Genomic DNA, 14,713 nt, shown 5'->3' with positions numbered 1-14,713 from the left:
CAATGTGCGCCCCGCCCGAATAGCTCAGCCGGTTAGAGCACTTGACTGTTAATCAGGGGGTCGTTGGTTCGAGTCCAACTTCGGGCGCCATGATTCAAGCACTTAGGCCGCGAAAGCGGCCTTTGTGCTTTCCGGGGCATGGCCGCGCGCCCGTTGTCCTCAGAACGGGCAGTCCACGCGCCCGTCGACCCGCCGGCTGCGTGGCCGCCCGGCGTTGTTGACCACCACTTCGCCCTGCAGGCGCATCGCGGCGCAGACACGCAGGGTCAGGTTGCTGCCCGGGCTGAAACCCTGCGGCTGGTAGCGCACGCGCAGCCGTCCGGCGGAGGCCGCCACGCGTACCGAGGCATGCAGCGGCTGGCGGACGTCCTGGAGGATGTCCCCGGCCGACGCCGGCTGGGCGGCCCGCTGCGGGTCGCGGTAGACCAGCCATCCCGCGCTCCAGTCCGGGGTGTCGCGGCAGCGGCCGTCGCCCCGCGACGGGCACAGCGTGACCGGCACCCCGCGGCTGACCGCCGCGTTGCGGGCCAGGGCCAGGTCCGTGGCCAGCAGGTGCATCGCCGCGCCGGCCCGGTACCGCTGGGTCATGCGCTGCAGCTCGGGGACGGCCAGCACCGCCAGCACGCTGGCCACGGCCAGGCACAGCGAGAGCTCGAGGAGGGTGAAGCCTGTTTCGGGTCCCGGCGCGTCCTTGCGCATGGGCGAATCCTTTTCGCTCGGGGCATGCAGGATCGCCCGGGCCGATGCCGCGGGTAATCGGCGATATCCGGCGCCGCGCGTAGGAAATCGGCTCGCCTCGAACGGCGGACTCCAGCGGCCAACCGGGGGCCCGGGGCGCTGGCGCATCCGCGGCCTGCACGCACCGGCTGTCTATACTGGCCAGTCCCCCAAGACGGCGCCCCGCGGATGAGCGAGCGTTTCGAGCTGGTATCCCCGTATGCCCCCGCCGGCGACCAGCCGCAGGCCATCGAGAAGCTGATCGAGGGCTTCGAGGCGGGCCTCGCCCGGCAGGTGCTGCTCGGCGTGACCGGCTCGGGCAAGACCTACACCATCGCCAACGTGGTCCAGGCGGTGCAGAAGCCGACCCTGGTGATGGCGCCGAACAAGACCCTGGCCGCGCAGCTGTACGGAGAGTTCAAGGCGTTCTTCCCCCACAACGCGGTCGAGTACTTCGTCAGCTACTACGACTATTACCAGCCCGAGGCCTACGTCCCCTCGACCGATACCTTCATCGAGAAGGACAGCTCGATCAACGACCACATCGAACAGATGCGGCTGGCGGCGACCAAGGCGCTGCTGTCGCGGCCGGATGCGCTGGTGGTGGGGACGGTTTCGGCGATCTACGGCCTGGGCGCGCCCGAGGACTACCTGTCGCTGCGCCTGATCCTCTCGCGCGGCGAGCGCCTGGACCAGCGCGACCTGCTGCGCCACCTGACCCAGCTGCAGTACACCCGCAACGAGTACGAGCTGCAGCGCGGCACCTTCCGCGTGCGCGGCGAGGTGATCGACGTGCACCCGGCCGAAAGCGACGCCGAAGCGGTGCGGATCGAACTGTTCGACGGCGAGATCGAGAACATCGCCCTGTTCGACCCGCTGACCGGCGAGGTCCTGCGCAAGCTGCCGCGCTACACGATCTATCCGAAAACCCACTACGCGACCACGCGCGAGCGGGTGCTTTCGGCGATCGAGACGATCAAGGTCGAGCTGAAGGAGCGGCTGGAGCAGCTGTACGCGCAGAACAAGCTGGTCGAGGCCCAGCGCCTGGCGCAGCGCACCCAGTTCGACCTGGAGATGATGGCCGAGGTCGGCTACTGCTCGGGCATCGAGAACTACTCGCGGCACCTGACCGGCAAGGCCCCCGGCGAGCCGCCGCCGACCCTGTTCGACTACCTGCCGGCGGACGCGCTGCTGGTGGTGGACGAATCGCACGTGACCATCCCGCAGATCGGCGCGATGTACAAGGGCGACCGCTCGCGCAAGGAGACGCTGGTGGAGTTCGGCTTCCGGCTGCCGTCGGCGCTGGACAACCGGCCGCTGAAGTTCGAGGAGTGGGAAGCGCGCGCGCCGCGTTCGATCTACGTCTCGGCCACGCCCGGCCCGTACGAGAAGCGCGAGGCCGCCGACCAGGTGGTCGAGCTGGTGGTCCGCCCGACCGGCCTGGTCGATCCGAAGGTGGAGATCCGACCGGTGGCCACCCAGGTCGACGACCTGATGTCGGAGATCAACCTGCGCGTGGCCGACGGCGACCGCGTGCTGGTCACCACCCTGACCAAGCGCATGGCCGAGAACCTGACCGACTACCTGTCCGAGCACGGCATCCGCGTGCGCTACCTGCACTCGGACGTGGACACGGTGGAGCGGGTGGAGATCATCCGCGACCTGCGCCTGGGCAAGTTCGACGTGCTGGTCGGCATCAACCTGCTGCGCGAAGGCCTGGACATGCCCGAGGTGTCGCTGGTGGCGATCCTCGACGCCGACAAGGAAGGCTTCCTGCGTTCGACCGGATCGCTGATCCAGACCATCGGCCGCGCCGCGCGCAACCTTCGCGGCACCGCGATCCTCTACGCCGACACGATCACCCGTTCGATGCAGGCGGCGATCGAGGAGACGACCCGCCGCCGCGAGAAGCAGGAAGAACACAACGCCGCCCACGGGATCGTGCCGCGGCAGGTGGTGCGGCCGATCATGGACGTGATGGAGGGGGCCCGCGCCGAGCCCGGCGAGGGCAGGGGCAAGGCCGGCCGCGGCAAGGCCCGGCAGGTGGCCGAGGCGGCCGCCGACTACGCGGTCATGGACCCCGCCAAGGCCGCGGCCCGCATCCAGGAACTGGAGCAGCGCATGTACCAGCACGCCCGCGACCTGGAGTTCGAGGACGCCGCGCGGATCCGCGACCAGATCCGGAAGCTGAAGGAAGCCAGCCTGGGTTGAGGGCCGGTTGTGGCCGGGCCCGGCGGCGGGGTAGAATGCGCGCCCTGTCGCGGGCAATCCGCGCGGGATGCAGCATCCGGGCGGTTAGCTCAGCGGTAGAGCACTACCTTGACATGGTAGGGGTCACAGGTTCGAACCCTGTACCGCCCACCACCGTAACTGGTGGATTCACAAGGCCCTTCGGGGCCTTTCGTGTTTCTGCGGTCCGGTGGGCCGGCCCCGGGATGGCGCCGCGCGGCACGGATGCGTTCGGAACGGCGCCGTTGTGCGGACATCTCTCCGCCGATTCCAGGTCCGGTCGGGTCGGGTCACCGCCGGGACGGCTCCTTCGCAGGGTCCGTGAGCGCGCCACGGACCCGGGTCAGATGCCGGCCAGGCCGCCCAGTTTCTTCAGCTCCGCGGCGAGCGCCTTCTCCAGCGCCGCGAACTCGCCGCTGGCCTGCTTCGATTGCCTGGCGCGGGCGTCCGCTTGCTTGCCGACCCCTTCGAGGTGGCCGCGCAGCTCGGCGTCATCGGCCGCAAGCCGGGTGATGGCGGCGCTCTTGACCGCCTTGGCGACTTCCTTGTCGTGCTCTTCGCGCCGGGCCAGGCCTTCGCGCAGCTGTACGCCGGCTGCGCGAAGCGATGCGGCCATGTCGCGCTGGAATCCGTCGAAGCCGGAAGCGGCGACCGCATCGGTCCCGTCGGCGGCGAACTCCGGGGTGTCCGGCAGCAGGACCACGGTGCCCGCGGCGACGCGGTTCTCGTCCAGGTGCGGGTTGAGCGTCCTGATCCGGTCCAGGGAGGCGCGCGCGGGCGTACCGGCTTTCTTCAGCACGGCTTCCCCGATGCCTTTCAGGTCGGTGTCCTGCTTGATCACGAAAATGCGCATGGCGTTTGCTCCTTCTCAGCCGGCGACGTTCAATGCATTCCAGGGTGCCGCGAGCGGCGCGTTGTTGAGCCGGATCGGCGACGTGGTCGCGTTGCCGAGCACCGTCGCGGCGCCGGCGGTCAGCGTCGCGCCGACGTCGCCGGCGCAGGCGACCCGGTTCGACGAGAACACCAGCAGCGGCGCCAGGATCGCCACCCCCGGCACCCGGCCGGACCCGGCGAGCTCGCAGCGGTTGCTGCTGAACATCACTTCCGCGCCCAGCTGCAGCTCGACCGCCGGCACGCTGCCGCGCGCGGACAGGCTGTTGCCGTTGACCAGCGCGACCGAGCCTGCGGCCGCCGCGGCGGCGGCCAGCCCCGGCTTCGCGCTGGCGATGTAGGCGCGGGTCCCGGTGATCACCAGCGTGCGGCGGTCATCGAGCCCGACCGTGGTCATGCCGGTGGCATGGGCCACGGAGCCGGCGGCGCGGTTGGTAAGCGTGTTGGCGGGCGCGCGGCGGCCATCCTGCACCACCAGCGCGTACCACATCGACTCGTCCGGCTGGGTTTCATCGTCGCGGCGCACGCTGTTGCCGGCGATTTCGGTCTGCTCGAACGGCGTGCGCACGAGGATGCCGACCGCGCGGCCCGCGGCGCGCACGGCCGGACCGATCCGGCTGACCTCGTTGCCGGCGATGCGCGTGCGCACCACGCCGGAGGCGGCGATGCCGGCCCACAGCGCCTGCAGCTGGCCGCCGGTGCCGATCTCGTGCACCTGGTTGCCGGCCACCGTGGCGCTGGCGGTGCGCAGCAGCGAGATGCCCGCGGCGATGCCCGCACCGGACGCATCGGCGGTGCCGAGGATCCCCCGCACGTGGTTGTTCTCGATGCTGGCGGAATCGGATTCGGCGTCCTCCTCCATGACGATTCCGTTGCCGCACCGGCTGACGATGTTGAGCTTGACGACCAGGTCGCGGACCGGAGCCCGCACGGCGATTCCGGTACCGGTGAAGCCTTCCACCTGGTTGGCCAGCACGTGGACCTGCTCGACGCCGGCCGGGTTGAGCCCGGCGGTGAGCGCGATGCCGTCGAAGATGCCGGTGCGGTTGTCGGTGTTCTGGAAAACCAGCTTGTTGCCCGATATCCATGCGCCGCCCAGGGCGCAGGTGATGCCGCTGCCCTGCAGGCCCAGGTTGTTGTCGACGACATGCAGCGAGGCCGCCGGCACGGCCAGGCCCCCGGCGAGCACGCCGCCGTTGCGGCAGTTCAGCAGCTGGTTGGCGGCGATGCGGTTGTCCCACAGCCACGCGACCGGGCCGTCCAGGGCGATGCCGCGGCGCTGGCAGGACAGCACGTTGTGCTCGATCTCCAGCGCGGCGAGCAGGGCGAGCGCGGGGGCGTCGCCGCGCTGCCCGGTGTCCGTGCGGATGCCGTCGCTCGCCAGGATCAGGTTGTCGCGGATGGTCACGCCCGCGCACAGCCCACCCAGCGAGATGGCCGCGTTGCGCAGGTCGCTGTTCTGGAACACGAACACGAGCAGCTCGCGCAGGGCCAGGCCGAGCACAGTGCGCGCTTCGATCGCCGACTCCCGCCCCAGCGACAGCACCGCCAGCTTCTCGATCGCGACCGCCATCGCGGACTCGACGCGGAAGGCGGTGCCGGGCGCGGTGATCACGGTGGCGCTGCCCTGCCCGCGGATCGCGATCGAGCGGCCGCCGGCGATCAGCACCGGCGCCGTGAGCAGGTAGTTGCCCGGCTTCAGGCAGACCGTGCCGCCGGTGTCGCGCAGCCGGTCGACCGCGGTCTGGATGGTCAGGCGCCCGCTGTTGTGGTCCTCGGCGCTGACGCACTGCGTGCAACCGCAGTCGTCGCCGCCCGAGGGAGGCCACGGCTGCCGGCAATCGGTGATGCCGGTGCCGACATCCCAGATGCCCAGGCGCGCGTAGTGGTGGTGGATGCCACGCGGCGGCGCGGCCTGCAGTTCCTCGACCGAGGCGTCCGCGGTGCGCGCGGCGAACACCCACCAGTCGCCGCGACGGAACCCGGCAGCGCCGATGTTCGAGAACGACACCGTGACGCCGTTCTCGAGCAGCAGCTCGGTCCCGGCGGCCGGAACGGCGATCACGCCGGTGGACGCGGGTGCGTCGAGGTCCTGTACCTGGACGGTGGTGCCGCCCGCGCCGGCGCGGAACACGCGGCCCTTCTGGTCCCAGCGGCGCACCCGCAGGCCGGTGCCCGCGGCCAGGGCCGCGGGCAACGCGGGCGCGAAGCCGATCCGGCGGTTGCTCGGGTCGGGAATGTCGATGCGGCGCATCTCGCCGGGTAGGCCGGACAGCTCGCGCGCGTCGTCGAGGACCTCCACCCAGTCGCCATCGGCGAAGCCGAGCACGTCGTCGCGTCCCAGGCTGTCCAGTTCCAGTTCCGTCGCCGACACCACATTGGCGACGCGTGCGCCGACGCTGGCGTTCTCGCGCGACCACTTGAAGGTCGCGCCCGCGCCGGGCAGGCCGGGGTCGTGGATCTCGACGCGGTAGAGCTGGTTCTCCAGGCCGCGGTAGCCCCCGGTCGGCGGAAGTTCGCACGGGTCCTGCACCGAAGGCACCTCGAACGTGCCGGTGGTCAGCCGTCCTCCGCTCGGTGCGATGACCTCCGCCCACCCCGGCAGCTCGCCGTCGGGCGTCGCGCAGCTCGAAGCCGCGCCGGCATCGGCGTCCAGCACGCGTACCTGCCACACCGTCTGCAGGCGCGAGCTGGCGTCGACGCCGACCGCGCTCTCCACCAGCCCCGGCGCCTCGAGCGCGGTGACTTCACGCTGCCATACATCCAGGTACACGAGGTGGCGGCCGGCGGTAGGCAGCGGCGGTGGCTGGGGAAGATAGGGCTGGGCGCTGTAACGCACCGGATCGGCGCGACGCGGCTCGGCCAGCAGGGAATCGAACGCGGCGGCTCCGCCGCCATGGTTCTCGGCGAGCAGGCCGTCCACGTACAGGCGGCCACGACCGATGTCGAGGTCGCCGCCGCCCGTGGGGACGATACGGAACGCGTCGGGGGTCGTCTGCGAGACGGTGCTCCGGCCGAGCACATCGCCGGCCAGTGCGCGCAGGCGCCGGTCGAGCACGGCGACGAGTTCGTTGGCGTCGGCGTCGAGCAGGACGCCGCCCTGCTTGAGTTGCACGCCGGCCCAGTCGAGCAGCGGGTCGTGGCGGATGCGCGAGAGATCAGTGGCCATGGCGGAACCCCATCAGGTGACGTGGAAAACGCCTGCGCCCAGTCCGTAACGCAGGTATTCATCGAGGCGGATGCGCAGGTTGGCTTCGCGCTGCGGTTGCGACAGAGCGTGCATGACGCCCATCTCGCCTTCGTCGCTGGCGCCGTGCCGGATTTCCCGCGCGGTGCTGGCGCGCAACTGCATGTAGGCCGGATGGCCGTAGCGCAGCGACGCGAAGTGCGGGCGCGCGTCGCGGTGTCCCGCATCGGGCAGGCAGCGGTGCCGGCGCGGGACGATCGAATCGGCGGGCAGCCAGCAGAAGCGGACGCAGCCCTGCTGCGTGCGCTGCGCCCACACCGGCGCGGGCCAAGGATCGGCCGCCGCACGCGCCGCATGAAAGATGCAGTCCGACGCCAGCTCGACGACCTTCGCGTGCAGCTTGCCCACCACGCTGCTGTCGTGGATGGCCAGCGTGCCACCGGGCATGCCGGCGGTGGCGCCGGCGTACGCGGGCGACGTGGGTGCGCCGGCATCGACGACGCTGTCGACGATGCGTACCTCGGCGCCGTCGGCGACCTGCAGCGCGCCGACGATGCAGTGCTCGAGCGTGAGTTTCGCGAACGGGTGCGCGATGACCAGGCTCGGCGCGCCCGGGGAGACCGCACGGCCGTCCGGATCGAGCGCCAGCCCCGGCACCAGGGTGCAGTGGCGCAGGACCAGTTCGCGCGGCTCGTCGTCCGCGGCGGCGGCCAGGACCAGGGCGCCACCGGAGACCACCAGCCCTTCCAGGACCAGCCGCCCGCGCGCGCCGATGTCGAGCGCCATGTCGCCGGTGGCGGCCAGCAGCGGTCGCGCGCCGTTCGCCGCGGCGACGACCACTTCCCGGCCCGGCGCCTGCGGATCCACCTGCGGATCGACCCCGAACGCCAAGGCGCCGGCGTAGGTCCGGCTGTCTCCGACCAGCAGGCGCCCGCCGCCGCGGATCGCATCGAGGTGCGGCTGCAGGGCCTCCGCCTCCCGCGCCGTGACCTGGACGGCCAGGCGCTCGCCTGCGGGCGTGCGCTCGTACTCGCCGCCGCCGATCGCGCGGGCGGAACCGTAATGGAAGCTCGCGCGCAGCTGCGGGTCGACGCCGGCGCCGAGCACCACGCGGCCGCGTTCCGGATCGACGGCGATGCGATCGGCCGGGACCGCATCCTGGTGGTTCCAGTCGCCGCCGCCCACGTCGCGCAGGTCGGCGATCACGATCTCTCCGGCCGGCACCGGGTCCCAGCGTCCGGGCTGCGCGCCCGGCCGCAGGAACACCAGGCTTTCGCCGGGGCCGTAGCCGTCATCGCGTTGCGCCTCGGCGGAGGCGCCGGGTGCGTTGGCGGCGCGCACGGCCGCGGCCATCGCGCGCACGCCCAGCGGCCCGGGCACGTGCGCCGGCCCGCTCAGCGTGGCGATCGATTCCTCGTTGCGCGGCGTGCGGAACAAGGCCAGGTCCGCGCCCAGCGGATTGAGCCGGAACCGCGTGCCGGAGGCGTCCCCGGGGTGGGGCGTCAGCGTCACCCCGCTGAGGCGCAACGGCAGCAGCCGCCACAGGAAGATGCCGACGTTGGGGATGTTGTAGCGCCCGCCGCCGCTGCGCGCGCCGCGCGCGGGCCGGCGTACCTCGACGGTATGCGCGACCGTGTTGAAGGCGCCGCCCAGGCCGCGCATCGCCGCCTGCGAGCGCAGGTCGGCGCTGGCCAGCGCATGCGGGCGCAGGTGCTTCATGTACTGGGTCGTCGCCAGCTGCTCGAAGAACTCGGCCACGTGCGCAGGCCAGGCGGTCAGGTCGCGCGCCAGCTGCTCCAGCATCAGCGCCGTGCCTTTGCGCCGGCGGTAGGCGATGGTGTTGGCCACTTCGGCGCGTGGCGAGGACACCGCCGGGCTGGCGCCGCGCAACGGGCGATAGCCGATCAGGTCGCCGATGTAGGGGGCGACCCAGTCGGCGCAGGTTTCGATGAACTGGTCGTCGTAGAGCTGTTCGACGTCCTCTTCCAGCCCCTCCAGCTCGCGCGCGAACAGCGCCAGCAGCGCCTGCAGCGGCCGGCCCTGCTCGACGTCGCGCTGGCGCAGGATCGCCGGCAGCAGCGCGTACAGGCGTTCGGCATCGAGGCTCATGGCATCACCTCCAGGTGCTGCAGCGGGCCGGGATGCAGGATCAGCAGTTCCGAGGGCTTGGGCGTGGCGCCGGCCACGTGCATGCGCGAGGCGAGCAGGCGCACCTGCCGCGACGGCAGCGTCTGCGCGTAGGGGACACTGCCGCCGTAGAGGAGGTCGAGGTCGACGGCCCGCACTCCGGGCACGGAATGGACGACCGCGACCACCTCGGACTGCTGCACGGGCTGGCCGAGCTCGCGGCGGGCGAAGGAGAACGCGTCGCGCAAGGCGGCTTCGACCGCGGCGAGCACCGTTGCCGCCTCGTGGTCGGGATCGCACTTGACCTTCATTCCCAGGCGGAACGTGCCGGCCTGGTAGCCCAGCAGGCGCAGCTCCACCCGCGGATCGCCGTGCGCCAGCAGCGCGTCGCGCAGGTGGGTCCAGAGCGCGCTGTCCGGCGTGATCGGTGCGCCGTCCTGGCCGGCGACGGTGATCCCGATCACCGGGCCGTGGCCGAGGCGCAGCACCGCGGCCTGGGCCTTGGCGATGCCGGCGGACGCGCGGGCGAAGTCCTCGTAGTCGAGCAGCGACACCGCCCGGCCCAGCGTGCGCGTCGTCAGCGGGAGCGACTCACGCGCCTGTCCGGCGCTCTCCGGGTCGGTGCCGCCCAGCGCCGGCGCCGGATTGGCCACGCCCTTGAGGCCCAGCGGCCGGGTCACCGGCTGGGTGAGGGTCTGCGCGCGCACGTTGCCGTCGCGGCCGATCCCCTTGCGGTAGCTCGCCCGCAGGTTGTTGCTGCCGCTGGGCAGGCGGGCGCCGCGGCGGCCATCGCCGAAGTGCACCCATTCGCGTCCGGCCTCGTCGGTCTGCAGGGTGAACACGCGGTCGCCCGGTGCGCTGCCGTACAAGGTGGCTCGCTCCTTCCATTCCACGCCGCCGACGCGGACGGAAAGTTCGCTGGCGGCGCCGAGGTCGGTCGGCGCGGCGCGGAAGCTCAGCGGCAGCTGCTTGAGCTCGAAGCGCTGGTGGGCCTGGCTGGCGTCGCCGGAGCCGAGCACCTGGGCGACGGTTTCGCCATGGCGTGCCCGGGCGACGTTCGCCGCGACCACGACGGTGTCGCGCTTCAGCGGCTTCGGCAGCGGCGGCGCGATGTCGAGCCTGGCGCCTTGCGCATCGGTCCGCGCCGGACCCGCCAGCACGGCTTCGTGGACCACGGCGCTGCCATCCAGCGCGGTGCCCTGGACCACGATCCGGCGCCCGGCGTCCAGGCCGTCCGCTGCCACCGCGACCGGGATCTCGTCGTCCTGGACGGACGTTTCGACCGGATACGGCGCCAGTGCCAGTTCTTCGGACTGGATGAATACCCGGGTGCCGCGCACCTGGCCGGCGAACAGGGCGTGGTTGGCGCCGGACAGCCTCAGCCGCGTCGATTTGCCGGACAGGGCGAACTCGTCGCGCGATACGTCGGCGACCTGGCTGATCCGGTACAGCTCCACGTAGGTGCCCGCCGGCGCCGGTTCCGCGGGATAGTCGTACTGCCCGATCGCGAGCACCGCATAACCGCCCGGCACGACCGACGCGTAGGCATTGTCCAGGTCGACGTAGCCGCTGCCGGCGGTGGACACCACGAAGCCGGGCCACTGCCCGTCGTCGACATGGCTCGCGCTGTACTGGCTGCGGAATTCACGCGGCAGGGTCCGCCACATCGGCGCGTTGTGGCCGAACACCGAGGCGCGCTGGCGCAGCGCGAATACCCGCAGTCCGGCCGCGGCCGGGTTCATCGCCGGCGCAAGCGACCCGAGCCCGCGCTTCCATGCCACGTACGTGCGGTCCTGGTCCGCATGCGCGGTGACCGTGGACAGGATGCGGAAGTCCCAGCGGTTGCTGGAGGTATCCGCGTCGAACTCGGCGCCGACGATCAACAGCGCGTCGCCCGGTTTCAGCCCGGTCCGCACGCCCTGCAGCCAGGTGCCAGTATCGTGCAGCGCCGGTGCGCGGGTCCCCGACAGCCACGGACGCATCGCGTTCCACTCGGGCCGCGCGGCGATCGTCTCCACGGTTTCGAAGGTCTGCGGCTTCTCCCCGGGGCCGGGTACGCTCATGACCTTGAGCCCGGCTTCGAGCAGCACCTGTTCCGGGATGCCGGTGACGAAGGCGCCGGGATCCTTGGCCGCGGCGGCGGGAGGCTGGCGCGGCGGCTCCAGTGCGAAGGCCAGCGCCGTCTCGGCGGCGACCCCCGGCCGCAACCGGTAGCCGACCAGGCGTGCCATCTCCTGCAGCGATACGCGTTCGCCGGCGGTGCGCAGCCATGATTCGTTGGCGATGCGCTCCTGGTAGAAGCCGAGCACGTCGGCGGCACAGGCGAAGGCGTCGACCAGGCCGATGGTGAAGTCGTCCGCATCCCGGGTCAGCAGCCGGTCCAGCGGCGCGAACCGCGAATCCGACAGCCCCGCCAGCAGGCTGGCGCGGACGTCGGCGTGCTGGCCGATGCGGTAGCCGACGGCCGACAGGCCGTGCCGGTTGACGTGGGCCTGCGGGGTACCGGCATCGATGCCTTCGCAGCAGCCGCAGGCTTCGCCGCCGGGCGCTGGCGGTTCGATCCGGGCCTTGGCATCAGGGACAAGCGGGGTCATTGGCCGCCTCCTGCCGACAGTACGAGCCGGCCGCGTTCGCGGAAGTTGGGGTTGTTGGCCAGCTGCGCGATCTCCAGGCGGCCGATGCGCACCACGCCCGCCTCGAGCGCGGCGTTGCCGCCGTCGTCCATGCGCCGGAAGCGGTCCACGCGAACCGAGCCGACGCCTTCCACCGCCTGGGCCGCGGCGACCACGGCGCTGAGGTAGACCGGGTCGCCGAAGCTGAAGTTGTCCGGGTGGAACAGCCCGCGGCTGCCGTCCGCGTGCAGGTGCGCATCGAGCACGCGCCCGACCGCGGCGACCACGTCGCTGCGGAAGTGGCCGGGCTCGACGCACAGGTGCAGGGCGATGTCGAGCGGAACCGGACGCGGTGAATCGACTTCGAGGTCGTACCCGGCCATGCGGAAGCGCTCGAGATGCCGGCGCAGGCGGGCCTCGAACGCATCGTCGACCCCGACGCCGCCGGGACGGTCGGCGCTGACGAAAACCGTGTGCCAGCTGCCGGTCCAGCGGAACGTGGCGGCGGCGTGCGCCACCTCCGCGCTGCGCTCGCCCGCCTCGGCGTAGTCGGCGGCGGTGACCGCGCGCTCCTGGGTCCGGAACGCCCATGGCGCGTCGCGCCGCACGGCCTCCACGTCTTCGGGATCGGTCCCGCCGCAGGCGGGCAGCGGATTGCGCACGCCGGCGATCTGGTCTGGATCCGGCACGTCGAGCGGGTCATCGTAGAGGTCGCGGTCGAACACCAGGTGCGCCAGCGCATCGGCGCCGATGTTGCCGGCACTGCCATTGCCGACGCGGTAGCGCGCGGTGAACGCCGTGCCGGGATTGGGCCGTTCGCCGTGGCGGTCGTCGCCGAAGCGCAGCCGGGCCAGGCCGTCGTGTTCGGTTTCGACGACGAAATGCGCGTCGCCGGGCCCGCTGCCGAGCAGGTCGCGCTGCGGCAGCCACGACCGTTCCCCGACGCTGTCGATGCCGTGCAGCGCGATGCGCGGCAGCGCGTGGCGCGCATCGAGCGGAAGCAGCAGGCTGGCCGGCCAGAACGGCGCGGCGGTCGAACCGGGCAGGGCGGACAGCAGTCCGTCGAGGTCGAAACCCTGGGTCAGGGGGCGTCCGGCCAGCGTCGGCCGGTAGCGCACCGGCACCGGGGACGCCGGTACGCTGTCGCAGTGGCATCCGGCCACGCCGGGTGCGACCGCCTGGCGGCGGAAGGCATCCGACACCACGGGCAGCTTCTCGCCGTCGAGGCTGCGGCCATGGTCGGCCAGCACGATGTTGCCCAGCGCCAGGCTGATGATCTCGCCCGGGCGTTCGGCCACGCCCAGGCACAGCGGCCAGGGCAGCGCGTCGGCGCCATCCCAGGCGATGCGGGTCACGTCCAGCGGTGCGTCGACCGGCGGATCCTCGAACAGGCGACCGCAAGGGTCCTGCGTTGCTTCCACCTCGGTCAGGCGCACGGCCCAGCGCCGCGCGCGGTCCGCGTCGGCCGGGTTGCCGGTGGTCGGGCTGCGCACCTCGCACAGCACCAGCACGTCGCCCGCGCGCAGCGGTGGATGCCCGACCAGCGTGGCCGTCGTGGTCCCGCGCGGCAGGCAGCAGCCGAGGTCGCCCCAGGCGTGGAAGTGCAACTCGTTGCACGCCTCGTGCAGCTCCGCGCGCCGGGCGGTTTCGAACACGACCGGATCCGTGGCCATTGCCTCGCGTTCGGCGCGCGATCCGCGGGCCACCACCGCCGGTGTCCCGGCGACGCGGCTCAGCAACGGCGTGCCCCGGGCCAGGACCAGCGCGCCGCCGCCGGCGGCCACGCGTACCTGCACCCACGCGCGCGCGTTGCAGCCGTCGTGCATCCGGTAGTCGACCAGCCGGGCGTGGCGCCGCACCGAGGGGCGGCGGCGCGCGGTGGACAGGTAGGCTTCGTTGGCCACCGCATCCTGGCGGTACGACAGGTTGTCGGCGGCATAGGCCAGCAGTTCGACCAGGGCGATGCCGACGTCGGCGGCGGAGCGCTCGGTCCAGCCCGGCGCGAGCAGGCTGAGCCGGTCCAGCATCAGGCGCCGGAAGCCGGGGTAGTCCTTCGCCAGGTAGTCGATGTTCGGCTGCCCGGCCGGTGCCGGCGGGCACGCCTGCGGCTGCGCGCAATCGAAGTCGGACGGGCATTCGACCTTGAACGAGAATTCCACGTGCGAGAGGCGCGGATCGAAGCCCGGCGGCGGTGCGTCGCTGCCCGGGTTGGCGACCAGGGCAAGGGTATAGCGCGAGAAGTCGCCCTCGCCGTCGGTACGCACCACCAGCGTGCGCTGGAGATCGTCCACGCCGTCGACCAGCCCGGGCTCGGCGTCCGCCGGCAACGCGTCGGCGGCCGCGCACCAGGCGACGCCGATCCGGCGGATGCGTTCGCCGCCGTCGATGCGGAGGTTGTCGGGGGCCAGGGCGTCGGTGCCGGCGGGCACGTCGCGCAGCAGGCGCACGAACAGCGTGCGCTGGCGCGGCACGCCCGGGGGCGCGGCGCGGTCCAGCACCTCGACGAAGTCGATCGCGTTGTCGCTGCCGAAGCGGCGCAGCACCTCGAGCCGGCGCGGGTCGCAGCAGTGGAACTTCATGGGCCACCTCCGGGAAGCCGGACCGTGGCCTGCTGCTCGCTGCCGTCGCGCAGCAGCTGGTAGTCGATGCCGACGAGCAGGGTGCCGTCGATGTTGTCGACCCGCACCTGGCGCACGGCGAGCAGGTGCGCCAGGTGCTGCTGCAGCGAGGCCTGGACCAGCATCTGCGTGGCCGCGGCCACCGGCGCGCTGTTCGGTTCGAACACCAGCTGCAGCAGGCCGCTGCCGAAGTCCGGCCGCATCACCCGCTCGCCCGGCGCGGTCAGCAGGACCTGCTCGATCAGGTCGCGCACATGGGCGGCATCGCCGGTGCCGGCGGTGCGGCCGCGCCCGTCGAAGTGGTAGGGAAAGTCGAGGTGGTCCATGGTCGT

At 72.3% G+C, this 14,713-nt stretch carries 8 protein-coding genes and 2 tRNA genes; 3 read left to right on the top strand and 7 right to left on the bottom strand.

Annotated elements, in window-relative coordinates; genetic code table 11:
• Positions 1-13 precede the first annotated feature (13 nt).
• A tRNA-Asn gene (locus tag ACA089_RS07690) sits at positions 14-90 on the top strand.
• Between the two features lie 69 nt (positions 91-159).
• Here the strand turns inward: ACA089_RS07690 and ACA089_RS07685 are convergent.
• Positions 160-699, bottom strand: coding sequence for a GspH/FimT family pseudopilin (locus tag ACA089_RS07685; protein ID WP_372015302.1), 540 nt, complete (start codon positions 697-699; stop codon positions 160-162).
• 207 nt (positions 700-906) lie between these two features.
• Here ACA089_RS07685 and uvrB point away from each other — a divergent pair, with 207 nt between their 5' ends.
• Both uvrB and ACA089_RS07675 read left to right on the top strand, forming a co-directional pair.
• The gene (gene uvrB, locus ACA089_RS07680; RefSeq protein ID WP_372015299.1) at positions 907-2,928 is read left to right on the top strand and encodes an excinuclease ABC subunit UvrB; all 2,022 of its coding nucleotides are present in this window, start codon (positions 907-909) and stop codon (positions 2,926-2,928) included.
• Between the two features lie 78 nt (positions 2,929-3,006).
• Positions 3,007-3,081, top strand: a tRNA-Val gene (locus ACA089_RS07675).
• A gap of 208 nt (positions 3,082-3,289) precedes the next feature.
• On the opposite strand, the gene ACA089_RS07670 is transcribed toward ACA089_RS07675, so the two are convergent.
• From ACA089_RS07670 to ACA089_RS07645, 6 genes are read right to left on the bottom strand one after another with little or no spacing between them, the layout of a single operon-like run.
• Positions 3,290-3,799 carry a hypothetical protein gene (locus ACA089_RS07670; RefSeq protein ID WP_372015296.1) on the bottom strand — a complete coding sequence of 170 codons (510 nt, stop codon included), beginning with the start codon at positions 3,797-3,799 and terminating at the stop codon, positions 3,290-3,292.
• A gap of 15 nt (positions 3,800-3,814) precedes the next feature.
• Positions 3,815-7,006 carry a DUF6519 domain-containing protein gene (locus ACA089_RS07665; RefSeq protein WP_372015294.1) on the bottom strand — a complete coding sequence of 1,064 codons (3,192 nt, stop codon included), beginning with the start codon at positions 7,004-7,006 and terminating at the stop codon, positions 3,815-3,817.
• 12 nt (positions 7,007-7,018) lie between these two features.
• On the bottom strand, positions 7,019-9,133 hold the full coding sequence (locus tag ACA089_RS07660) for a hypothetical protein (protein WP_372015291.1): 2,115 nt from the start codon (positions 9,131-9,133) through the stop codon (positions 7,019-7,021).
• Positions 9,130-11,745, bottom strand: a complete 2,616-nt coding sequence (locus ACA089_RS07655; RefSeq protein WP_372015288.1) for a putative baseplate assembly protein — start codon at positions 11,743-11,745, stop codon at positions 9,130-9,132. Before ACA089_RS07655 ends, ACA089_RS07660 begins: the two co-directional genes overlap by 4 nt.
• Positions 11,742-14,342 carry a putative baseplate assembly protein gene (locus tag ACA089_RS07650; RefSeq protein WP_372015285.1) on the bottom strand — a complete coding sequence of 867 codons (2,601 nt, stop codon included), beginning with the start codon at positions 14,340-14,342 and terminating at the stop codon, positions 11,742-11,744. The genes ACA089_RS07655 and ACA089_RS07650 overlap by 4 nt, the downstream gene beginning before the upstream one ends.
• On the bottom strand, positions 14,339-14,707 hold the full coding sequence (locus ACA089_RS07645) for a GPW/gp25 family protein (protein WP_372015282.1): 369 nt from the start codon (positions 14,705-14,707) through the stop codon (positions 14,339-14,341). Before ACA089_RS07645 ends, ACA089_RS07650 begins: the two co-directional genes overlap by 4 nt.
• Between the last annotated feature and the right edge of the window lie 6 nt (positions 14,708-14,713).

This window comes from Pseudoxanthomonas fibrivorans, from assembly GCF_041464125.1.
Classification (GTDB): domain Bacteria; phylum Pseudomonadota; class Gammaproteobacteria; order Xanthomonadales; family Xanthomonadaceae; genus Pseudoxanthomonas.
This window is presented reverse-complemented; position numbering and strand designations above follow the sequence as displayed.

What these genes read in the sequence shown, in the direction of transcription:
- ACA089_RS07685 (WP_372015302.1), bottom strand. Translation starts at nt 699, where the DNA reads ATGCGCAAGGACGCGCCGGGACCCGAAACAGGCTTCACCCTCCTCGAG.
- uvrB (WP_372015299.1), top strand. Translation starts at nt 907, where the DNA reads ATGAGCGAGCGTTTCGAGCTGGTATCCCCGTATGCCCCCGCCGGCGAC.
- ACA089_RS07670 (WP_372015296.1), bottom strand. Translation starts at nt 3,799, where the DNA reads ATGCGCATTTTCGTGATCAAGCAGGACACCGACCTGAAAGGCATCGGG.
- ACA089_RS07665 (WP_372015294.1), bottom strand. Translation starts at nt 7,006, where the DNA reads ATGGCCACTGATCTCTCGCGCATCCGCCACGACCCGCTGCTCGACTGG.
- ACA089_RS07660 (WP_372015291.1), bottom strand. Translation starts at nt 9,133, where the DNA reads ATGAGCCTCGATGCCGAACGCCTGTACGCGCTGCTGCCGGCGATCCTG.
- ACA089_RS07655 (WP_372015288.1), bottom strand. Translation starts at nt 11,745, where the DNA reads ATGACCCCGCTTGTCCCTGATGCCAAGGCCCGGATCGAACCGCCAGCG.
- ACA089_RS07650 (WP_372015285.1), bottom strand. Translation starts at nt 14,342, where the DNA reads ATGAAGTTCCACTGCTGCGACCCGCGCCGGCTCGAGGTGCTGCGCCGC.
- ACA089_RS07645 (WP_372015282.1), bottom strand. Translation starts at nt 14,707, where the DNA reads ATGGACCACCTCGACTTTCCCTACCACTTCGACGGGCGCGGCCGCACC.